Here is a 23870-nt window from a genome sequence, read left to right as displayed (position 1 = left end):
TTTGTTAATGAGTTGTTAAGCAGTGCCTATTTTATCCATTTGCCCGGGCATAGTTGTTATTTTTGACCCAGAATTTCTTTTACTGCTTAAATAGTTATAGTATTGGAACACAAATTATGAAAGTCAATAAACTCAACTTAATCATACTCGTAGGACTCGTTGCCATCGTCGGCATCCTGATTGCGCAGTTGCTGTGGACACGGCAGGCTTATACCATTGAGGAGCGAAAATTCAGCCAGAAGTCCCATGTCGCACTGCTGGAGGTAGCCAAGCGGCTTTATGAAGGCACAAATAATGAATTGCCTTCCGAGAATCCTGTGCAAAAAGTATCCAACGACTATTACGTCGTTAACACCAACAATGATTTTGAACCCAAAATCCTGGAATTTTACCTAAAGTCGGAATTTGCAAAGGTGAATATCGTCACGGATTTTGAATATGCCATTTACAACTGCCAAAGCGACGAAATGGTCTACGGCAATTACGTGTCGCTTTCCGACAAGACGAAATCAAAGCATACTGTGCATTTCCCGAAGCATAAAAACCTGGTCTATTACTTTGCGATACGCTTCCCGAATGAAACCACTTACCTATTCAGTTCGCTAAAATTCTGGTTTGTGCTTTCATTCGCATTGGTGGTGATTTTATTGATTTATGTGTATTCGATTTTCACCATTTTACAGCAAAAAAAGTACTCTGAACTGCAGCGCGATTTCATCAACAATATGACACACGAATTCAAAACACCCTTGTCGTCGATATTGATTGCGTCGAACTACCTAAGCAAACAGCCTCAGATTACCAACGATGAAAAGCTCGAAAAATACACCCAGATCATCATTTCGCAAAGCAACAAACTCAACGCCCATATTGAGAAAGTACTGAATATTGCCAAATCAGACAAGACGGCGTTGGTATTAAAGAAAGAAAAAACGGATGTTGTTGCGATCATCGAAGATGTCATCGAAAGTATTTTACTCAAATATCCGGAAAGCGACATCAGTATAGAAGCGCCACATGGAAGTTATTTTATTGATGCCGATGTATTCCATTTCACAAATATCATTTACAACCTGATTGACAATTCTGTGAAGTATTGCGAGCGAAGGCCTGATATTAACATTCATCTCTCGGAAGAAAAAAACCAACTTAAATTGGCATTTATTGATAATGGTATTGGTGTTTCAGCAAAAAATATTTCATTTATTTTTGATAAGTTTTACCGCGCGCAACATGCCTTAAGCAACGAAGTGAATGGATTTGGTCTCGGACTCTATTATGTGAAAAAAATATGCGTGCTTCATGGCTGGAAGATAGCGCCTGCGGCCAACCATAAAGGCGGATTAACGATGACGATTTTAATACCAAAAAACTGATGGGTAATTTCAGGATATTATATGCCGAGGATGACGATACGCTTGCGTTCCTTACCAAGGACAACCTCGAACAAAACGGATACGACGTTACACATTGTGCGGATGGCGCTTTCTGTCTGGAAACCTTTCGGTATGGCCATTTCGACATCTGCATCCTCGACATCATGATGCCTAAAATGGACGGATTTGACCTTGCTTCTGAAATCAGGAAAATCAATACCGATGTACCCATTATCTTCCTTTCTGCCAAGACGTTAAAAGAAGACCGTATCAAAGGGCTTCGTATCGGCGCCGATGATTACCTCGTAAAACCCTTCAGTATCGAGGAATTGCTGCTTAAGATTGAGATTTTCCTAAAGCGATCGCAGAAACCAGCGTCGGCAAATCAATTTTATAAATTGGGCAGTTACCAATTTGACCCGGCGAATTACCTCGTATTTAAACAAGATGAAAAAATTACGCTTACGCAACGCGAATCAGAATTGCTGAAGTATTTTCTGGACAACAAAAACGTTGTGCTAAAACGCGAGCAGATTCTGACGGCACTTTGGGGTGACGACGATTATTTTATGGGGCGGAGCCTCGATGTGTTTATTTCAAGACTTCGGAAGGTAATTGCCAACGAACCCGACATCGCGATTGAAAACCTGCACGGCATTGGCTTCCGGTTTAAAGAAGATTAATTTTTACCGTTAAACTTCCTCAAAAATTCGCGGACCCTTAAGCCTGATTCCTTCAAATCACTGTCTTTCCAATTTCCTTCTGAGGATGCTGAAGCTTTTAGAATGGAGCAGGTTTCCTCTTTGGAAGACACAGACCACGTAATCCAGCTCAGTTTTCGGCTTTCCATCCAATCAATATATTCCTGCCAAGCAGTTAAATTCAGTGGGCCATCGCCTGTAGCTTCCATCCCGGCACATTCAGAAATGAAAACCGGCAGTCCGCTTTCAATGGCTTCATCCGTGCGGTCGCGCAGCCATTTTCCGTGTGTTCCGGCATAGAAATGCATGGTATACATCAGATTCGTCTGATTTTTGATTGGATCTGCTGCAGGCAGGTGAATATCCTGATCCCAACGCGGAGAACCGACAAGAATGATGTTGTCCGGATCATTTTTCCTGATGATGTTGATTACGGTCTCGGAGTAGGCTTTCACATCGGCCCACGATTCCTCATCAGGCTCATTGAATACTTCATAAATTACATTAGCATACTTTCCGTATTTTTTTGACATCTTATCGAAAAAACGCTTCGCTTCTTCAAGATTAATGTTGTGGCTGTGCCAGTCAATAATCACATAAATATCAGACTTTATTGCCCCATCTACCACCGCTTCCACCTTTGATGTGGCGAAAACAGGATCTTTAATATAAGACAGATCACCTTGCTCCACTCCCATGGCCGCGCGTACGACCGTGCAACTGAAATCCTTCTTCAACCATGCGACCGCCTTTTTATTATAAAATTGAGGCCAATAGCTGTGCCATCCAAAACTCAATCCGCGCAAGACTAACGCTTTTCCGGATTGGTCTACCAATTGTGTGCCGCTTACACGAAGCTGGCCGTGTTCTTTTACAAACTGCCCATAGGTTTTACACAGAAAAAAGAAAATAAATAGGGTTAAAATGTTTTTCATTTCGTAAGTTTTAAGGTTATTACATTATGACTTTCGAGATTCGCAGTGAATGCCTTCGATGTATTTCCGGCTTCCTTATTTTTCCACATGTCCCTGATTTTAAATTGATTATTCGAGAAGTCTACACTGTAACCAAAATCGGCATCATTAAAAATGTGCTTTTTCCAATCAAAATTGACTGTCGAAGTTGATGCATTGCGATTTAAAAACGTCACGGCCCATCCATCAGAAAGCGGTTTCACCCAAACCTCAACACCGTCTATGACGCTATATCGAAACCCTTGTATCCCTAAAGCATCCTGGTTGATCGAGATCATGTTTTTATTCGATAATATAGCCAGGGTTTCAGGCGACATTTTCCTAAAATCATTGCCCGCGATCAATGGAGATGCCAGCATGCACCACATCGCAAAATGGGAACGGTCTTCGTTGTTGGTCATTCCGTCACCCACTTCCATCATGTCGAAATCGTTCCAATGATCCGGCCCTGAATACTTGCGGATGTCTTTGCGCATCTCGACAATTTTCATAAAACCCCACGAAGACCAGGTGCCATGGTTGTCTTCACAATCAAAGCAAGGGGAAATATCTCCTGAGATGCGCCATAGATTCCCTACTGGTTTGGCCCATTCCCATGGTTGGTTGTCCCCCCATTCGCAGAGGCTGAACACAATCGGCTTTCCGGCTGTTTTCAACGCATTACTCATGGTGGTGTAGGCTTCTTTTGCGGTTATACCCTGTGTATTACACCAATCATATTTGAGATAATCGATATCCAGTGCCGCATAAAAACGTGCATCCTGGTATTCATAACCACGCGTTCCCGGATACCCGGCACAGGTTTGGATACCGGCACAATTGTACAACCCAAACTTCAATCCTTTACTGTGTACATAATCGACCAACGCCTTCATGCCAGAAGGAAACTTTTGTGGATCCGGTACCAGGTTTCCGTTTTCATCGCGCTCCTTCGTCATCCAGCCATCATCGAGGACGATATAAGTATAGCCCGCTTCCTTCATGCCCGTTTTCACCATAATATCAGCGGTTTCCTTCACCAGATTTTCATCGATATGGGTTTCAAAGGTATTCCATGAATTCCACCCCATCGGCGGTGTCATGGCCAAACCGTCAAACTTCCCGGCTTTCAGGTTGTGTGTGTTGCCTTGTCCAAATGCCATCCCTGCGTAAAGGGAAAAAAGGGCAATTTTTTTAATCATTTTAAAGCCTTTTAAGATAAGATATTTTCAATTTCTTCCAATTCAGTACTACTGAAAAGGATATTCTCCAAAGCGGGCAGCGCATCTAAAATTTGCGCTGGCCTGCTGGCGCCAATTAAAACGGAAGTGACCCTTTCGTCTTTCAGCAACCACGCAATAGCCATCTGAACCAATTTCTGGCCTCGATCCATAGCAACCTGATTCAACCGTTTTATTTTGTCGACACGCTCCGGGGTAATGTGGCTTTCATTCAGAAAAACCCCACTGGTTACCACGCGCGAATCTGATGGAATACCGTTCAGATATTTATCGGTGAGTAACCCCTGGGCCAAAGGTGAAAATGGGATACATCCCACGCCTTCTTTTCCCAGTAAATCCAACAAGCCGTTTTCTACCCAACGCTCAAACATGGAATATTTGGGTTGGTGGATGAGGCAAGGTGTACCCAACGCTTCCAATATATCGATTGCCTTTTTGGCTTCCTCGGGCTTATAATTTGAGATACCGACATACAATGCTTTTCCCTGTTTGACGATTAAATCCAACGCAGCCATGGTTTCTTCTAACGGGGTCTCAGGATCAGGACGGTGGTGGTAAAAAATATCGACATACTCCAATTGCATGCGCTTGAGGCTCTGATCCAGACTTGAAACTAGGTATTTTTTCGACCCCCAATCACCGTAAGGGCCGTCCCACATCTGATAACCTGCTTTCGTAGAAATGACCATTTCATCCCGATGATTGACAAAATCTTTTTTCAGAATTTGTCCAAATACGATTTCTGCGGATCCCGGCGGCGGGCCATAGTTGTTTGCCAAATCAAAATGTGTGATTCCACAGTCAAACGCTGTCCGAATAATACTTTGGCTATTCATGAAATCATTCACAAACCCAAAATTATGCCACAAACCGAGAGAAAGCATCGGAAGTTTTAGACCGCTGCGGCCGCAACGGCGGTAGGACATCGTATCATAACGTGAAGCCAAAGGATTGTATTCCATAAAAAGTTATCTCTGAAATGTGAAAGTATAGGAACAACTATTAAGGGCCGTAAATTACCTGCCAGTTTTTGCATGGGCTATGAAAAATAATTCCCCGACGAATCAATCGGGGAATTAATTAACTAACTCAAATTCTACATATAAAATCTAAAAACAAAATATTGTATTTGTACTCAGTGGTCTGGCTATTGCAAAACGAAACCTACGTCATCAATGTAGAGAACATCTCCCCCTCCATTTGCAAACTCCTGCAGTACAATTTCGTTGATTGTATCAGGTGCTCCTCCCAAATCAGAGAAAGGAATCACAAATGATGTCCATTGACTCGTAAACGATATCTCTTTTCCCGCACCGTAATTTCCATTCAGCACGACTTTAAATTTGCCGCTTTCCTTGGTGCTTCTAAAAGACACCCTGATACCGCTATACCCTGCGGTAGATGCAGGACTGTTGTACATCGGAATCTTGAATCCTGTGTACCCCGTAAAAGTAGCCTTGATAGAGCTGGCACCCTGTATCTTATTTTCAGTATCTACCGTGAAGCCACTACCATCCCATGGTCCGAGCCAGTTTTCTACAAATGATGCGTAAGTATCATCATAAATAGCCGTTCCTATAGGCTGTGAAGCCGTATCAGATCCAGATATTGTCGTTACTGTAACCAATTTACGGTTTGACCCTGCGGGAACTACTGCCTGAATTTCTGTTTCAGTTGAAGACTGTATTGTTGCTGGAGTATCACCAATAGTTACCGTAGGATTAAGGAAAAATGATCCATAGATTGTTATTACATCGCCGGCTTGGGCATTTATGGAATTATAACTATCTACCTGGGGAGCCGGTGGCGCAACTGTAAAGTTGAATACAGCCGTACCGTTTGCGGTGACCACTTTTAATTCATTGGTTGTGTTGGCGTAGGGCGTATTTCTGTCAATTGTTACAAATATAGCGGAGTCAGTGACTAGTGCCGGATTGAAATACGTATCGGTTTCATTGAAATAAATCTTCTGTAAAGAAGTGAAGCCTGAGCCCTGGATTACATACACATTGTCTGCATAACCAATAGTTGTAGGTACGAGTTCAACAGGATTCCCTTCGATATCTACCGAAGCACTCACGCTATCAATAATTGGTGATTTACCGGATCCATTGTCATCACTGCTGCAAGATGCGGAGAAAAAAGAGATCAGCAACGCACAAAAGGCACTAATCCCGAAATTTTTGAAATTTTTCATATCATTATATTTTTTAATTAATCGAATACGTAGGGTACCGGAGCTTCAATCAAAAGTGGATTTTTAGCCACTTCATTATCCGGATAAGGAATAAGGAAATCGCCTTCTTCAGGAGTATAATGCTCTTCAAAATCTTTGTTCCCTCTGTTTTGGGCTGCCATAATTGCCGTTGCCTGTGCTCTTGGAATCCTTCCAAGGTCAAACCAATAATCGCCTTCAAAACATAGCTCAAGTCTTCTTTCTTTGAAAATATCATTAAAAGTAATTGAAGCCAAGCTTGACAACCCTGCCCTATTCCTTACTGCATTAAATGATGCCAGCGCTGAGGCATCCGAAGTACTGGCTCCGCCCGCAAGAACGGCTTCAGCATGAATAAGAAGCAAGTCTGCGTAACGCATGATGTAGGTATTATTATCCATCATTGCCCAATTGTCTGCAGGTCCTGTGACGGTTCCATTCACGATTCCAATGCAATACTTTTTAATTGCCGCGCCCGCGCCCTGTCCTCCAATTTGATCGGCAGCAGGAACTGTCAGTGTACCACCACCAGGCACTACTTTAATGTTTGGGTAAGTAGCTCCCGGAAACATAATGGTTTCCTTTCTTCTCAAATCTCCTGTTTCGTATGCGGCCATGATATCCTGTGATGGCGCAAAGACGCCTCCATAAGATGCGTTGGAGGTTGATACAGTTGCTGTACTTATCCCAAATTGAGTATTGCAATTATTAGCTGATCCGTAGTTTCCGTCGCCCTTCCATTGTAATGCGAAAATGGATTCTTCGTTATTATTATTGGCGTATGTAAACAAATCTCCAAACGATTTAGAAGGCAATTGAGGCCCCCCAAGCAACTTAAATTCTCCGCTGTTGATCACATCTTCAGCCATTGCGCGCGCTTCTGCGTATTTTTTCTCGTAGAGATACACTTTAGCCAGCATCGATTTAGCAGATCCCTTAGAAACGTGACCGTTCGCTGCGTAATTGGAGCCTCGGTTTTTCTCAAACAACTTTTCTATGGCTTTTTGATAATCCATCTCGATAAGCTGATAAATGTCTTCTACCCGATTTGTAGGAATTACCGGATTTGTAGTGAAATCGAGGTTATTTTCAATTATCGGAACAGCCCCCCACAGTCTTACAAGATAAAAATAAGCAGTTGCCCTCATGAAATATGCCTCACCAATTGTATTCTGTAGGACATCGTCGTCCACAGCGGGACCGACTCTGTTTGCCAGAAAATTAATGATTGCATTAGACTGCGCAACGTTAGCCCACAGTGAGCTCCAGCCGTTTACAAGCTCAGGGTCGCTCCCATTAAGAGAGAAATTACGCATTGCGTTTACGTCGGATGAACCGGTATACATATTCCCTGAACCAACCTCCGTTACCGCCCAGAAAAATTTATTTTCAAATTGGAACCAAGTCCTGCTATACATTCCGTTTGTCGCGGAAGCTACCTGATCATTTGAACTGTAGTAAGCATCTAAGCTGATTTGGTCTTCCGGCGGACGATTCGTGAAATCATCATCACATGATCCGAACGCTAAAATAACAACGGCAAATGCGAGTAATTTATAAGTATTAAAAAGTGTTTTCATTTTCATTTTTATTTTTAGAATTCTACGTTAACACCAACAGAATATGTTCTTGGCGATGGATATCTTCCGTTATCAATTCCGGTGAGAAGTACATTTTGATTAAATGAGCCAATTTCGGGATCATAACCACTATATTTAGTTAAGGTATATAGGTTTTGCACACTTCCATAAAGCCTAACCCGTGACATTTTTAGCTTTGTTAACAGTTCTTTTGGCAAAGTGTACCCTAAAGTAACATTCTGAATCCGCATGTAAGAACCATCTTCAACGAAGCGATCTGAGATAAATGCATTTGTATTGCTTTCGCTGTTTACAGGCCTCGGAATGTTGGTATCCGTATTGTCAACAGTCCAGAAATCCGCAGCTTCTACTAATTGGTTCTGCGAAAGGATCGCATTAGCGGTTCCTGCCCTTTTTGTAAGATTCATTACATCATTCCCGACGGAACCCTGCAAGAATACTGACAGATCAAATGATTTGTATCTGAAATTATTGGTAAATCCAAAAGTAAAATCAGGATGTGGGTTACCAATAAAAGTCCTATCCGAAGTATCGACGACACCATCACCATTCACATCCTTATACCGAATGTCTCCTAAGGCCGTTTGTCCGGGATCAGGCCCTACAGTTTGTCCAAACTGAAGTGGTGCAGCATCGAGTGCGGCCTGGTCATTAAAAATACCTTGTGATACATACCCGTAAAACATCCCAATCGGCATTCCTACAACCGTGTTTGTAATGTCTACCGGCTGATAACCATTCGTATTGACAGCTTGTAATAATGGTAGACCATCCTGAATCGCAGTTAATTCATTTTTGTAATGAGAGAATACCAAAGTACTATTCCATGAGAAATCACCTGTGCTTTTCGAATCGAAATTCACTGTTAAATCAACGCCCTGATTTTGCATTTCTCCAAGATTCGAAGTTGGTGCAGAAATTCCGCCATATTGACTTCCACCTCCTGTAAGATAAAGTGGTAAAGGCACTACGAATAGGAAACCAGTGGACTTTTTGTTGTACCAATCAAAACTAACCGATAATTTAGAATTCAATGCCGTAAAGTCTAAACCGATATCTGTTTGATTTAAAGATTCCCACGTTAAATTAGGGTTGGGAAAATTACCTGGTAAAAACCCTGGACCTAAGCCAGAGTTTTGTTGATTCAAAAGTGCTGTGTATCTGTTATTTTCAATTTGCTGGTTTCCGGTCTCACCGTAACCAATCCTAATTTTAATGTTATCAACAAAGCTTCGCGTCGATTCCATAAATGACTCGTTCGATAATTTCCACGACGCTGCAACTCCACTAAAAGTTCCTCTTTGATTGGATGTTGTTGGGTCAAACTTTGAAGAAACATCGCTCCGCACAGAGCCTGACAAGCTGTACTTATTGTCAAAATCGTAAATAACACGGCCAAAAAGCGACGAAATTGCCCCACTGCCTTTATACCCGTTTACAATTCTATTTTCTGGATCTGACAAGCTTAAGTTGTAAATATCATTGGTTTGGAATCCGCTGGCAGTCGCAATAACACCTTCCCAATGGGTATCATTTGCTTCCTGTCCTGCAAGAGCTGTAAACTTGTGTTTTTGCACTGCAAAATCATAAGTCAACAGGTTTTTAAAATTGGTAGAGTACCAGTTTTGGCGACGCTCCGTTAAATCTGCTGTTAGATTTCTCTGCGACCCCCTGTCATAAGACGGCGCAAACTCGGTATGCTCGGAAAACTCAGTATTGGCACTAAACTCCACACGATATTTAAGCCCTTTATACAGGTTAAACTCTCCGTAAACACTTCCTAAAAAGTTTTTTCGAATAAGGTTGTTGTCTTTAGTTAACGCTTCAGCAACCGGATTAAAGTAGGTTGCATAAGGCGAATTTGGCGGAGGTGCGGCGTATGTTCCATCAACATTCCTGATTGGAATATCAGGGGCCTGAAGTAATGTGTTACTAATAATACCCCCAAAACTTTGGTTGATTGTCAGATTTTCGTTTGTAATACCTGTGTTGATATTTGCACCAATCCGAACCCAGTCCTTTACTTTTGTATCGAGATTTAAACGCATTGTATACCGCTTTAAACCAGAACCCAACACTATACCTTCCTGATCTAAAAAGCCCCCTGAAAGATAGTAATTTGTCCCATCTTTAGCTCCTGAAAATGAAAGTTGATGGCTGGTGGTCACAGCAGTTCGATAAATTGCGTCCTGCCAATCAGTACCGTTACCAAGTAATTCAGGATGTGCGAACTCAGGACGGGGTTCCGTTCCATAAAGTGCCGCAAGTTTATTTTGATGCTCTGCAAACTGCCTTAAGTTCAAAACGTCCAAAGATTTGTAGATTGATTGCGCCGAAGTATACCCTTCATAGCTTATTTTTCCTGTTCCTTTCTTACCCGATTTCGTTGTAATAATAATTACACCATTTGCGCCACGTGAACCGTAAATTGCTGTAGCCGAAGCATCTTTAAGTATATCGATAGATTCAACATCATTTGGATTAATGGTCGAGAGCGGGCTTACCGCATTATTTCCCGCACCGCCATTCGATGAAAAATCGTTGCCTGAAATTGGCCTTCCGCTTGTTGATCTACCGGTCGCATCCCCCGAAATAGGAACACCATCTATAATGTATAGGGGTTCATTGGTCCCTGAAATCGAAGTTGTTCCGCGCACCCTAATCGAAGCTGCGCTCCCTGGCTGCCCTGAATTGTTAGAAACGGAAACCCCCGAAGCTTTTCCCTGAAGCATCTGGTCTATATTGGTTTGCTTTAGGTTTTCTAGATCTTTAGCCCTAATTGTTGAGATAGAGGAATTAACGTCCCGTTTCTTCTGACTCCCGTACCCAATTACAACCACCTCATCGAGGTCTTTGGTACTGTCTGATAACGTAACATTAATGGTTGATTTACCGTTAACCTTGACGGTTTGTTGTGCAAACCCTAGAAAACTGAACAAAAGTTCACCATTCTCCGCAACGTTAATTTCATATTTTCCTTCCAGGTCTGTTGTTGTGCCTTCATTTGTTCCTTGAACGGTAACAGAAACACCCGGAAGCGTCGTACCACTGGGATCAGATACGACCCCGCGCACTTTAGTCTGCGCAAATCCAGAACTTACCGAAAGCAGTAATAGAAAAATCAAGGGCACCGCCTTGTGGCAAGAACCCCAGTTTGAAAAATTAAACATAAGTTTTTTCATAATTGATGTTTGGTTAAATTAAGTTTTTCAATTGTTGATGGCGTGAAATCAGCAATCATTCAAAGTTTGAGTTTTTATTTGTTTTAATATTTAACAAATCTATAACACGACTAAACATCTAATTAATATTATTATATCATTTAATGATAATATTTTGACTTTATATCGATTGCGTACCAATAATACACAAAAATTTACCTTATATATTACGCATATGGTAATATATATAGGTGAATTTTGCAGTATTGTAAATTATGTAATCCCGAAAACCTGAAATCTCAATCGTTTTCGAGTGGAATGCCTTTAGATAAAGGACTCGCAAAAAATCACAGGATGCGTTTTAAACCCGAGAAATCATCCCTGTACTGGCTTGGAGTGCATTTTTTTATCTCCTTAAAGTTTCTATTAAAATTGGCAATATTATTGAAACCGGACTTGAACGCAATTTCCGAAATACTAAGGTCTTTTTCAACCAACCAACGTGCTGCATACCCTACCCGGATGTTGTTCACATAGTCAACGAATGTTTTTCCCGTACGCTTTTTGATGAACCTGTTGAAAGAAATAGTACTCATCGTAGCCACATTTGATAAGTCCTCCAGCGTAATCTTTTCCGAGAAATTCTTCTGCACATATTCGTACACCAATTTCATTTTATCATAGTCATCGAATGTGTCGTAATCGACGGTATACGTAGACAAAAGCCTTTGGTTCCTGCTGTTGGCCAGGTCATAAAGCAGGGAAATAATCTCCAGGAAATAATCCATTCCGTCCAGCTTGGAGATTTTCACCAACCGCGGCGTAAGTTCCGTAGCGACCTTCTCTGAAAACAAAATTCCATGTATGGAACGGTTGAACATATCCCGAATGGGATTCATGATCCTCCGGGAAAGCAACGATTCATGAAATAAATCATTGTGGAACTGTATGGTAATCTCATGAATCTGCTTGTTCCTGCATTTGTGCAGCTCCCAGCCGTGGTAAAGATTTGGTCCGATTAAAACCAGTTCCACATCTGAAATTTCTTCAATATTATCGCCCACAACGCGTTTCACACCCTTACCATTCAATATAAAATTGATCTCAAATTCCGGATGATAATGCACAGGGAAGTCAAAATTATCTTTAACCCTGTCGAACACTAAAAAACTGTCTCCGGCAGACAATGGCGCGATTTCCCTGTAAAAATTTTTCTGGCTACTCATAAATGGTTGATTTTTCATTGCAATAATATGATATATAATTGATAAAATAATATTAACCTTGGTTGGACTCTAACTTTATCTTTGAAAATATAATTATCAGATTCGCAAAAATCAGTGTGATGTGCAAGAAGGTTGATTTTTAAAATCTTAATTTTTATATTTTTAATAATTATTCAGAGGAGTTATCTTCCTTTTTAAGTCTGAAAGTCTAAACTAACCAACCGTTCCCCGCAGCTATGATAAAATACTCACTTCCCATACTTCTTATGGCTTTTTTACAGGGGTGCGCTGGCATAGCCCAAACAACTATAAATCCACTTTGTGATAAGAATGCCACCGAAGAAGCCATCACACTGTACTACAATCTGCAGAAGACCGCGCAATCGGGGTTTCTTTTCGGACACCAGGATGACCTCGCCTATGGTGTAAACTGGCGCTATGAGCCAGGCCGCAGCGATGTCAAAGATGTTACGGGCGACTATCCCGGCGTGTATGGATGGGATTTGGGCGGTCTCGAAAAAAAATCCGACAAGAACCTCGACGGCATTCCTTTCGATAAAATGCGGCAATTCATCATCGACGGAAAAAAACGTGGCGGTATCATTACCTTAAGCTGGCATTTAGACAATCCTTTAACAGGAAAAAATGCCTGGGACACCACTCCGAAATCTATGGAATCAGTACTTCCCGGAGGAGCAAGCCACGAAAAATACAAGTCCTGGCTTGACGAAGCGGCTAAATTTATGCTCACGCTAAAAGACGATAAAGGAAAATTAATCCCAATCTTATACCGCCCCTTTCATGAACTTACCGGTGATTGGTTCTGGTGGTGCAAAAACAATGGATCGCCCGAGCAATTTAAGGCATTATGGAAATTCACAGTGGACTACTACCGGATGAAAGGCCTTCACAACCTGATCTACGTATACAATACTTCGGATTTTGTATCCAGGGCCGACTTCCTGGAATATTATCCCGGTGCAGATTACGCGGATGTGCTGAGTTTTGATACCTACGAATATTCGCCGCCTAAACCTGAAGACACCTCATTCATCCAAAAGTGCCAGAAGCAATTTGCCATCATCGACGATATTGCAAAAGAGCAGCACAAGCTTATCGCGCTCGCGGAAACGGGTTTGGAACAAATTCCGTATGAAAAATGGTGGACGGATACCCTGGTGAAAGCCATTGGCCAATACAAGATCTCCTATGTATTGGTTTGGCGTAACCACGGCTGGAACGAATGGATGAATCCACCCCACATGCACTACTATGCACCATACAAGGGACAGGTTTCTGAAGAGGATTTTGTTGACTTTTACAACCTTCCCAATACTTTTTTCGAAAAAGATGCCAAAGCGCTTTCACTTTATAAAAAATAAACGATGAAATTATCCTCAATTGACCTTATCATAATTGCCGCCTATTTCATCCTGATGATTGCGATTGGCTTTATCATGAAAAACCGCGCCAAAAAAAGCAAAGACAATTACCTAATGGGTGGGAAAAAACTGCCTTGGTATATGCTTGGACTAAGCGATGCGAGCGATATGTTTGATATTTCCGGAACAATGCTGCTGGTCTCGATGGCATTCCTCTACGGATTTAAAAGCGTATGGATTCCGTGGATGTGGCCTGTCTTCAACCAGGTGTTCCTGATGGTGTTCCTGAGCAAATGGCTGCGCCGCAGTAACGCGACCACTGGCGCTGAATGGCTCGGCACACGATTTGGCCTGAGCGATAAAGGGGTTCGCCAAAGCCATGCCATTGTAGTGGTATTTGCCCTGATGCTGTGCATTGGGTATATGGCGTACGCGTTTGTGGGCGTCGGTGAATTCCTTGAGATCTTCATTCCTTATGAATCGGTAAAAGAGGTGTTTCCCTTTTTAGACAAACACCTTGAAACGTTAACGATTGGCACGCCAGACTATGAAACGGCATTATACGCCGCGAAAAACACCACCGCGCAGTTTTACGGCGTCAGCATTTGTATTGTCGCGACATTTTACAGCATTATTGGCGGTATGCACGGTATCGTTCTCGCCGATTTCATCAAGTACATGATCATGATCTTCTGCTCCATCTGCGTAGGTGTCATCGCCATGACCCACCTTTCCAATTCGGATATTGTCATTTTAGACAGATTGCCGTTGGGTTGGGATAGTCCTTTGTTCGGAAAGGAGCTGGGGCTCAACTGGGACGAAATCCTTGTCGATGCCCAGGTGAAGCTGCAAAAAGACGGTTACAAATTATTCTCCGCGATTGTCAGCATGATGTTCTTCTCCGGTGTGTTAAAAAGCCTTGCGGGACCAGCGCCAAATTATGACTGCCAGAAAATCTTAAGCACAAAATCGCCCGAAGAAGCCAGTAAAATGAGTGGATTCATTTCCATTATCCTTTTACCAATAAGGTATTTTATGACTATGGGATTGTGTATTTTAGGGGTATTGTATTTCAAGGATCTTGACCTGCACCACACCGCCGATGGCGTCAATTTTGAAAGCATCATGCCCGCCGTCATCAATAAATACCTGCCCGTGGGACTTGTCGGACTGGTACTTGCTGGTTTCCTTGGCGCGTTTATGAGCAACTTCTCCGGAACGCTAAATGCCGGTCAGGCCTACATTGTAAACGACATCTACCTGAAATACATCAAACCCGAAGCGGAGCGAAAGCAAATTATCAACGTTGGCTATTTGTCCGGTGCATTAATGGTGATGCTCGGCGTAGGCCTTGGTTTGTTGATAAAAGATGTGAATATGATTTTTAATATCATCACAGCGGGGCTTTACGGCGGATTTGTCTGCGCAAACGTGCTGAAATGGTATTGGTGGCGATTTAACGCAAATGGCTATTTCTATGGCATGCTCGCCGGAATCATAGCGAGTGCCATCCCTCCTGCCCTTTCGGTTTGCGGCATTACAAATTACTTTGACGGGACCCGTATGCTCTATTTTTTTCCAGTATTTATCGTAATCCAACTCATTGCGTGTATCATTGGATCTTATACCGCACCACCTACAAACCAGGAAACACTGGTTAATTTTTACACGTCCGTCCGTCCCTGGGGATTCTGGAAACCGATCCATGAGATTGCCAAAGCCGAAAATCCAAACATCCAGAGAAATAAGAATTTCGGAATCAATATGCTGAATATAGGATTAGGAATCGCAGGGCAAATCCTGTTGACACTGCTGCCAATGTATTTCATTATTTCCCATTGGACGCCGTTCGGGATTGTACTTGCCTTACTGGTAATCATCGTGCTGATTATGAGAAATACCTGGTGGAAACGCCTTGCAGACTATTAAAAACATACCCAAATTATAAGTTATAAATAACGATATGACGAATACCGATCAAATACAGAAAATACACAACTTCGATGTCCTGATGAAAAAACATACGGAATTGCTCGAGCAACAAAATACTCCAGCTGTTAACTCAAACGGAATATTCTCAAGGTACATAAACCCTGTTGTTACTGCTGCACATACGCCTTTGTCCTGGCGTTATGACCTGAATGCCAAAACCAATCCGCACGGGATGGAACGCATCGGGATCAACGCAGCATTTAATGCAGGGGCCATGAAATGGAACGGAAAATACATCCTGGCGGTTCGCGTGGAAGGTGCCGACAGGAAATCGTTCATCGCCATTGCGGAAAGTCCGAATGGCGTGGACAATTTTAAGTTCTGGGAAACCCCCTGCGTCATTCCTGAAACCGCTGAACCAGATACCAATGTTTACGATATGCGCCTCACGGCCCATCAGGATGGTTGGATTTACGGCATTTTCTGTACGGAAAGAAAGGATCCAAAAGCATCAAAAACCGATACGAGTTCCGCAATAGCCAATGCCGGTATCGCGCGCACCAAAGACTTACTGCACTGGGAAAGGCTTCCTGACCTGATCTCGAATACCGGCCAGCAAAGAAATGTTGTGCTGCATCCGGAATTCGTAAATGGCAAATACGCGCTGTACACACGCCCGCAAGACGGTTTCATTGACGTCGGTAATGGGGGCGGAATCGGGCTCGGATTTATTACTGACATGGAAAATCCGATCGTGGAAGATGAAAAGATTATCTACGGCAAGCAATACCATACCATCTATGAGCTCAAGAATGGCCTCGGTCCTGCGCCCATAAAAACAGAACAAGGTTGGTTGCACCTGGCGCATGGCGTTAGGAATACCGCGGCAGGTTTAAGGTATACGTTGTATATGTTTATGACTGACCTGCATGATATTTCCAAAGTAACACACATTCCCGCCGGACATTTTATGGCGCCGGAAAACGAAGAACGCGTCGGCGATGTCTCAAACGTCCTATTTTCCAATGGGTGGATTGCAGATGACGACGGGACCGTATACATCTATTACGCTTCGTCAGACACCCGGATGCATGTGGCCGTTTCCTCGGTTGAAAAACTTATCGATTACGTGATTAATACTCCGGAAGATACCTATACCTCTGCTGGATCTGTAAATACCATCATCAGCCAGGTAAACCGAAACAGGGATTTGTTGTAATGATGACTACCGCCACATTGAAAAAAGAGCTTGATGCAGCACTGGAAAATATCTTAAGCTATTGGCTTGACGAATGCCAGGATTTTGAAAATGGCGGCTTTATCGGGCAGGTTGATTATAATAATCACAAGCACCATCGTGCCGAAAAAGGGGCAGTATTAAACGCGCGGATCCTATGGACGTTTGCTGCCGCATTCCAATATAACAATAAACCGGAATGTCTGAAAACCGCAAAACGTGCCTTTGCCTTCATTGAGACGTATTTTTACAACAAAACTGATCAGGGTATCTATTGGAGCGTGAATGCGGACGGTAGTCCAAAAGACACCAAAAACCAGATTTACGCACTCGCCTTTACAATATATGGCTTAACCGAATTTTACGCGGTTTCAAAAGACAAGGACGCACTTGAATTGGCCATCAAACTCTATGAAAGCATTGAAAAATATAGTTTTGATCCATTAAAGAAAGGTTATCTCGAAGCATTCACCTCCGATTGGAAAACCATCGATGACCTGCGGCTCAGCGAAAAGGATGCCAACGAGAAAAAGACCATGAACACCCACCTGCATATCGTCGAAGCGTATGCAAACCTGTATAAGGTGTGGCCGAATACGGATCTCAAACATAAGATTACAGAATTGCTCGAAACGATTGAAATCCATTTTATAAACACCGAAAACGGCCATTTGCGCCTGTTCTTTGACGAAAACTGGATTGAAAAACCCGATGTAGTTTCCTACGGGCACGACATTGAAGCGGCCTGGTTATTACAACAATGTGCCCAAACCACTGAAAACGCGCCCTTGATTGAAAGATATAAAAAGTACGCGCTGCTGCTGACCGATGCCACATTGGAAGGCATTGATGAAGATGGTGGTTTATGGTATGAATTCGATCCGGATGCCAATCAGCTTATTGAAGAAAAACATTGGTGGCCCCAGGCTGAATTAATGATTGGTTTCTTCAATGCCTATGAATTGACTCGGGACGAAAAATACCTCAACATCGTGTACAGCAACTGGGATTTTATCAAAAAATACGTTATCGATCATTCCAACGGTGAATGGATTTGGGGTGTTTATGCCGATTATTCACCAATCCAAAAAGACAAGGCCGGTTTTTGGAAATGTCCTTATCACAACGGGCGCGCATGTTTAGAATTGATTCAACGGATTAAAAAATATGAATATGAAAAAGTATAGCCTGATTTTTACATTAATCCTGATTGGCGGGTTGCTTTCCTGCTCCTCATCAGGAGATAACGACACTCAAACGGACAATCCCGATCCCGTTACACCCACGGATCCACTGACAACCGCCAATGCACGTTCTTACATGGTCGATGCAAATGCCACCGATGAAACCGTCGCGCTGTTCTACAACCTGAAGAAACTGTCAAAAACAAAGTTTGCTATTGGCCAGCAGGATGCGTTCAATGGATTTTACCAAAACAACACAGGTGACTCCGATATTAAGAAAACCACCGGTAAAGACCCTGCATTGCTGGGTTCCGATTTTATGTTTATCACCGATAAAAACAACAATGGCCAGCCTGAAAACTGGTTTCAGCAGCAGGAAGTGAAAATCACGAATGATGTCAAGCAGGCCTACTCCAAAGGAATGATTAATATTTTTTGCTGGCATCTTCGCGAACCAAATCATGAAGACTCCTTTTATGCAGCCGATATGACCGCCGATGAAAAAGCTACGGCGTTCAAAAGTATCCTTCCCGGCGGCAACAACCATGAATGGTATAAACAAAAGCTGGACAAAGTGGCGTCTGTTTTTAATGATTTAAGAGACAACTCCGGTAAACTGATTCCGGTAATTTTTCGTCCGTTCCACGAATTTGACGGCAATTGGTTCTGGTGGGGCGCCGGCTATTGCACACCGGAAGAATACAAAACAGCCTTTCAATTTACCGTGGACTACCTAAAAAACACGAAAGGAGTACATAACGTACTCTATGCTTTTTCACCTGACAATTCGTATTCCACTGCTACAAATTACCTGAGCCGCTATCCCGGTGACGGTTATGTGGATGTACTCGGAATGGATAATTACGGCGACCTGGCAAACCAGGGAACAGCCGGCGTGACACGTGCCAATAACAAGTTGAAGATGGTCTGCGATCTCGCCACTACGAAAGTTAAAATTGCAGCGTTGACCGAAACCGGCTATCGCGTCACCGCATCCATTCCGCCCGTAAATGGATGGTTTGCGACAGATTTATACAGCGTGCTGACCAGCCAAAACCTATCCGTATCATTTGTGATGTTCTGGACCAACAACCAGGACGGATATTATGTTCCAACGCCAGCTGCGTCGAATGCCGCCGACTTCACCGTTTTCTGCCTGAAGTCTAAATCTGCATTATTGGACAAGCTACCAGCAATGTACACCTTACCGCAATAAATTCAAATGATATGAAATCAACTTTATTATTATTTATGGTTCTCGTTTTTTCTGGCGGCATCCAAGCGCAAAAAAACATCGTGTTAAACGGTGGCTTCGACAACAATACTGACTTTTGGCGCGGCGACGCAGCCACACTAAGTCCGTACAATAAAAAAAGTGGCGCGAACAGCGGCATGATCGTACAATATGTCGGTGCCGAATGGAAAGGCATCGACCAGATTATTAATCTTCCGAAAAATACTGCTGCGATTGAATTCAGTGTCTGGATCAAGGCAGAGGCAATTGAAGTGCAGGCAGAGGCCTACAATACGGGACTGATGAATGTAGAACTCTTGACTGCGGGAGAACAAAATATCCGTTATGAAAGCGTCGCCAACGTTACCGGCACTACCGAATGGGTACTATATAAAAAGGTCGTAAGACTTCCTGAAGAGGCCAAAAAAATAAGAATTTTGCTGGCATTGGGAAAAACCAATGGCACTCTGTTTTTTGACGATGTGAAAGCTATTGCAATGACACTCGAACAATACAACAAGGCCATGGAAGCGGCAGCAGTTAAACAATAACAAAAAAAGCTAATTTTACGTTGGAACTGCAGCCCTGATAGAGCCGGTATCCTTTTTAATTTCGGTTTGCGAACGCTTTGCAAAAGCGTACCGAAAACGCTGATAAAAAGATAAAGGCGATAGCAGGATATGCTGCCAAAAAAATAAAAATTATGAGAAAATCAATTACGCTTTTGCTATTGGCTTTTGCGATACAACTCACAAACGCGCAGCAATTTGTCGCTGTCAAAGGAACTGAATTCGTAAAAGATGGAAAAGACTATTCCTACGTCGGGGCGAATTACTGGTACGGTGCGTTGCTGGGTGCTAAAAGCGGTGACCGCCCGAGATTGCTTCGGGAGTTGGATGAGATGAAAAAATACGGTATTACAAACCTTCGGGTGATGGTGGGTGCCGATGGAGGGAACTATGACTTTACGGTGCGCGAGCCGCTACAGCCATCACAGGGAAAATACAATGAAGATTTATTGGCAGGGCTTGACTTTCTGCTTTCTGAAATGGGAAAAAGGAAGATGACGGCCGTGTTGTACCTGACCAACAACTGGGAATGGTCAGGAGGCATGTCGCAATACCTCGAATGGAATGGAAAAGGCCCTATCCCAAATCCCAACCTAAGTCCTGCTAACACCTGGGACAAATTTATGTCCTATGTGGCGCAGTTCCACTCGTGTGAACCGTGCAAGGAAGCTTTGGAAAAACACATCCGGTTTATCATTGGGCGGACCAACGGGTATACCAAAAAGAAATATACCGATGACCCCACAATCATGGCGTGGCAGGTGGCCAATGAACCCCGCGTTTTTACGCCTGAGAATGAAGCTGCCTTTACCGACTGGCTGAACAAAACCGTCGATCTGATTGACAGCCTGGATAAAAACCACCTCATTTGTACGGGTTCCGAAGGAAGGATGGGCGCAAATGGCGATCTGGCAACGTATGTCCGTACCCACGCGAACCCAAAGATCGATTACCTTACGATGCACATCTGGCCGAAAAACTGGAGTTGGTATAACGCAGAAGAGGCTGATGCCACCATGCCGGCCACGCTAAAGAATACTGCGAGTTACATCGAAGAACACGTAGCTGCAGCTAAGAAAATGGGACGCCCAATCGTGATTGAAGAATTTGGCCTGCCACGCGAACACGAGGGTCTCTCCGCAAATAATCCCGACAACCATCGGCGTGCATTTTACAGCCTCTTCTTTGAAACACTGAAAAGAAGCAAACTTGAAAACGGCCCGCTGCGCGGCATCAACTTTTGGGGATTTGGCGGAGAGGGTGCTGCTAAAAATGAACAAGGCAAATGGACTATAGGCGATCCCTATACCGCTGATCCACCGCAGGAACCACAGGGATTGAATACCGTGTTTGGTTCAGACAGCCAGCTATTGGAATCGATTAAAACCTATAATGAAGCTTTAGGAAATTGATTGTGACGCCCATTTATAAAATGGTATAAGCGCCAATTAGATAAATCATTGGAATATCAGGAAACAAACGCTATTTTATCTCAAACGCCGAGTCAATGGTTTTGTCAGAGCTTCCCCCAACCATAACCTTAAAGACACCCGGTTCAACAATGAATTTGCCATCATTATCGTAGAATCCCAATTCCTTATCAGTCAATGTAAAGGTGATTGACCCGCTTTCCCCTTTTTTAAGCGACGTCAATTCAAAGCTTTTGAGTTCCTTAACCGGTCTTGCTAAACTGGCAGCCAGGTCGTGAATATACAACTGTACGACTTCCTTGCCATCATAGTCGCCCGTATTGGTAACTGTAATGGAGACTTTTACCGGTTCACCCTTTGCATAACTTTTTGCAACCTGTAGGTCTTTATAAGCAAACGTCGTATAACTCAACCCAAACCCAAACGCATACTGCGGCGTTTTCTCCACATCAGAATAATGTGACCAAAACACATTGTTATCGCTGTCTACCGGACGTCCGGTATTGTAATTGTTATAGTAAATCGGTACCTGCCCTACATTCCTCGGAAAGGACATCGGCAGTTTCCCGCTTGGATTGTAGTCGCCATACAGCACTTTCGCTACGGCGTTACCCGTTTCTGTTCCTAAATGCCAGGCTTCCACAATGGCAGGAATATGCTCTGCCGCCCACGGAATGGTCAATGGCCGCCCGTTGTTCAATACCAATACAATATTGGGATTCGCTTGATACACCGCCTCAAGCAACGCCTGCTGGTTGCCGGGCAAATCCAGGTTCGTCCTGCTCCTGCCCTCGCCACTCTGGAAGCCGTGCTCGCCCAGAACCATCACAACGACATCGGCAGTCTTGGCAGCCTTTACCGCCGCTTCAAATCCGCTTGTATCCGTGTTGTTAAATTTCAATTCGTCGATAAAAGCCGTTTTCCCAACGGTCAGGTCTGTGCCTTTTTCATACGTTAACACATTACCCTTGTATTCCTGCATGCCCTCGAGTACCGACACCGCAGTGTTATCATCAGATCCCAATCGCCAGCTGCCCAACGGACTGTTTTTGTCGTTCGCCAGCGCGCCGATAAGCGCAATCTTTTGCCCGGCCTTCTTCAATGGAAGCAATTGCTTCTCGTTCTTCAGCAACACGATCGATTTCATCGCCATATCCAAAACCGCGTCATGGTTGGCTTTACTGCCAATCACTTCCTTTTCCCTTTTCTCATCACAGAATTTATACGGATCGTCAAACAAGCCTAGCTCAAACTTCACCCTTAAAATTCTCCTAACCGCGTCGTCAATCAGTTTCTCGTCTACTCTACCTTCTTTCACCAATTTGGCGAGCTCTTCGACATACAAATGCGCCTCCATGTCCATGTCCGATCCTGCAATAACCGCTTTCATCGCGGCTTCCGCACCATCTTTTGCATATCCGTGCGATACCATTTCCTTTACCGAAGCCCAGTCCGAAACCACAAATCCATCGAACTGCCATTTGCCTTTGAGGATGTCACGCTGTAAAAACACATTGCCCGTTGCCGGCACACCGTTCAGGATGTTAAACGAATTCATAAACGTTCGTACACCGGCATTTTTAGCGGCTTCAAACGGTGGCAATACAATATTGTACAAGGTCGAATTGCTAATGTCAACGGTGTTGTAATCTCTGCCCGCTTCGGCAAAACCATAGGCTGCAAAATGTTTTGCGCACGCCGCAATATGGTTGTTCCCCGCAAAATTATCGCCCTGGAATCCTTTTACACGTGCTTCGGCCACCTTACTCCCTAAATACGGATCTTCGCCTGCGCCTTCCATTACACGGCCCCAGCGCGCATCCCTTGAAATATCGACCATCGGCCCGAATGTCCAGGCAATACCGGAAGCGGATGCCTCATCTGCTGCCACTGCCGCCGACTTTTTAATCGCGTCCATATCCCAGCTTGCGGCCTCCGCCAGCGGAATCGGGCTTAACGTCTTATAGCCATGGATTACATCAAACCCAATAATCAGCGGAATCCCCAGCCGGGTTTCCTCAACAGCGATTTTCTGTACGGCGCGCACGTTCTTCACACCGCGCACGGACAACATCGAACCGACGTAGCCTTTCCGCAGGTGCTCATATTTCAACTCGGCTGAACCGCCCGTAGGCGCAGGCCCCGTCACATCCCAAAAACCATTGTACTGGTTCATCTGCCCGATTTTTTCCTCGAGCGTCATCTCGTGCATCAGCAGGTCAATACGCGTTTCAATGGGTTTGGTCTTGTCCAGGTGGGCTTTGTTTTGTGCGTTCATACTCGTCAGTGTCAGTAGGGAAAAAATCCCCGGAATCATCAATTTTGTTTTCATTTTTATTTCTTTTTGGGGTTCCCCTGCGGGTCGGGCTTTCGGCTTTATCTTTTTATGGATTAACGTGCCCTGTAACCCAAGGCGCTCACAGCCATA

General features: G+C 43.6%; 17 protein-coding genes. 9 read left to right on the top strand and 8 right to left on the bottom strand.

The window, feature by feature from the left end:
• Nucleotides 1-116 precede the first annotated feature (116 nt).
• Together CFE23_RS02000 and CFE23_RS01995 are read left to right on the top strand one after the other, a co-directional pair.
• Complete coding sequence (locus CFE23_RS02000) at nucleotides 117-1376, top strand: HAMP domain-containing sensor histidine kinase (RefSeq protein ID WP_291083256.1); 1260 nt, start codon at nucleotides 117-119, stop codon at nucleotides 1374-1376.
• Nucleotides 1376-2059 carry a response regulator transcription factor gene (locus tag CFE23_RS01995; protein WP_291083253.1) on the top strand — a complete coding sequence of 228 codons (684 nt, stop codon included), beginning with the start codon at nucleotides 1376-1378 and terminating at the stop codon, nucleotides 2057-2059. Before CFE23_RS02000 ends, CFE23_RS01995 begins: the two co-directional genes overlap by 1 nt.
• Here CFE23_RS01995 and CFE23_RS01990 read toward each other — a convergent pair.
• From CFE23_RS01990 to CFE23_RS01960, 7 genes are all read right to left on the bottom strand, one after another.
• On the bottom strand, nucleotides 2056-3012 hold the full coding sequence (locus CFE23_RS01990; RefSeq protein ID WP_291083250.1) for a glycoside hydrolase family 5 protein: 957 nt from the start codon (nucleotides 3010-3012) through the stop codon (nucleotides 2056-2058). The genes CFE23_RS01995 and CFE23_RS01990 overlap by 4 nt on opposite strands.
• The gene (locus CFE23_RS01985) at nucleotides 3009-4232 is read right to left on the bottom strand and encodes a glycoside hydrolase family 27 protein (protein WP_291083247.1); all 1224 of its coding nucleotides are present in this window, start codon (nucleotides 4230-4232) and stop codon (nucleotides 3009-3011) included. The genes CFE23_RS01990 and CFE23_RS01985 overlap by 4 nt, the downstream gene beginning before the upstream one ends.
• Nucleotides 4233-4243: 11 nt before the next feature.
• Nucleotides 4244-5233: an L-glyceraldehyde 3-phosphate reductase gene (gene mgrA, locus CFE23_RS01980; RefSeq protein WP_291083244.1), complete on the bottom strand. Its 990-nt coding sequence runs from the start codon at nucleotides 5231-5233 to the stop codon at nucleotides 4244-4246.
• Nucleotides 5234-5418: 185 nt separating this feature from the next.
• Nucleotides 5419-6468 (bottom strand): IPT/TIG domain-containing protein, encoded by a 1050-nt coding sequence (locus tag CFE23_RS01975; RefSeq protein ID WP_291083241.1) that lies wholly within the window; start codon nucleotides 6466-6468, stop codon nucleotides 5419-5421.
• Between the two features lie 17 nt (nucleotides 6469-6485).
• Nucleotides 6486-8066, bottom strand: a complete 1581-nt coding sequence (locus CFE23_RS01970) for a RagB/SusD family nutrient uptake outer membrane protein (protein ID WP_291083239.1) — start codon at nucleotides 8064-8066, stop codon at nucleotides 6486-6488.
• Between the two features lie 14 nt (nucleotides 8067-8080).
• Entirely contained in the window at nucleotides 8081-11269 is a 3189-nt protein-coding gene (locus CFE23_RS01965) for a TonB-dependent receptor (RefSeq protein WP_291083236.1), read from the bottom strand.
• A gap of 326 nt (nucleotides 11270-11595) precedes the next feature.
• Nucleotides 11596-12474, bottom strand: a complete 879-nt coding sequence (locus CFE23_RS01960; RefSeq protein WP_291083234.1) for an AraC family transcriptional regulator — start codon at nucleotides 12472-12474, stop codon at nucleotides 11596-11598.
• A 236-nt stretch (nucleotides 12475-12710) separates the two neighbouring features.
• Here CFE23_RS01960 and CFE23_RS01955 point away from each other — a divergent pair, with 236 nt between their 5' ends.
• The 7 genes from CFE23_RS01955 to CFE23_RS01925 all read left to right on the top strand — a co-directional run bounded on the left by CFE23_RS01955 (nucleotide 12711) and on the right by CFE23_RS01925 (nucleotide 21424).
• Complete coding sequence (locus tag CFE23_RS01955; protein ID WP_291083231.1) at nucleotides 12711-13856, top strand: glycosyl hydrolase; 1146 nt, start codon at nucleotides 12711-12713, stop codon at nucleotides 13854-13856.
• 3 nt (nucleotides 13857-13859) lie between these two features.
• The gene (locus CFE23_RS01950) at nucleotides 13860-15785 is read left to right on the top strand and encodes a sodium:solute symporter family protein (RefSeq protein WP_291083228.1); all 1926 of its coding nucleotides are present in this window, start codon (nucleotides 13860-13862) and stop codon (nucleotides 15783-15785) included.
• A 34-nt stretch (nucleotides 15786-15819) separates the two neighbouring features.
• On the top strand, nucleotides 15820-17007 hold the full coding sequence (locus tag CFE23_RS01945) for a glycosidase (RefSeq protein ID WP_291083225.1): 1188 nt from the start codon (nucleotides 15820-15822) through the stop codon (nucleotides 17005-17007).
• Nucleotides 17007-18212: an AGE family epimerase/isomerase gene (locus tag CFE23_RS01940; RefSeq protein ID WP_291083222.1), complete on the top strand. Its 1206-nt coding sequence runs from the start codon at nucleotides 17007-17009 to the stop codon at nucleotides 18210-18212. Before CFE23_RS01945 ends, CFE23_RS01940 begins: the two co-directional genes overlap by 1 nt.
• Nucleotides 18199-19425 carry a glycosyl hydrolase gene (locus tag CFE23_RS01935; RefSeq protein ID WP_291083219.1) on the top strand — a complete coding sequence of 409 codons (1227 nt, stop codon included), beginning with the start codon at nucleotides 18199-18201 and terminating at the stop codon, nucleotides 19423-19425. The genes CFE23_RS01940 and CFE23_RS01935 overlap by 14 nt, the downstream gene beginning before the upstream one ends.
• Nucleotides 19426-19436: 11 nt before the next feature.
• Nucleotides 19437-19994, top strand: coding sequence for a carbohydrate binding domain-containing protein (locus CFE23_RS01930; protein ID WP_291083216.1), 558 nt, complete (start codon nucleotides 19437-19439; stop codon nucleotides 19992-19994).
• Nucleotides 19995-20146: 152 nt separating this feature from the next.
• Nucleotides 20147-21424 (top strand): cellulase family glycosylhydrolase, encoded by a 1278-nt coding sequence (locus CFE23_RS01925; RefSeq protein ID WP_291083213.1) that lies wholly within the window; start codon nucleotides 20147-20149, stop codon nucleotides 21422-21424.
• A 70-nt stretch (nucleotides 21425-21494) separates the two neighbouring features.
• On the opposite strand, the gene bglX is transcribed toward CFE23_RS01925, so the two are convergent.
• Nucleotides 21495-23774: a beta-glucosidase BglX gene (gene bglX / locus CFE23_RS01920; protein WP_291083210.1), complete on the bottom strand. Its 2280-nt coding sequence runs from the start codon at nucleotides 23772-23774 to the stop codon at nucleotides 21495-21497.
• Between the last annotated feature and the right edge of the window lie 96 nt (nucleotides 23775-23870).

The sequence above is a fragment of the Flavobacterium sp. BFFFF1 genome (assembly GCF_002256285.1).
In the GTDB taxonomy this organism is placed as follows: domain Bacteria; phylum Bacteroidota; class Bacteroidia; order Flavobacteriales; family Flavobacteriaceae; genus Flavobacterium.
Note: the sequence above shows the minus strand (reverse complement) of the source record. Positions and strands in the feature narration are given on the sequence as shown.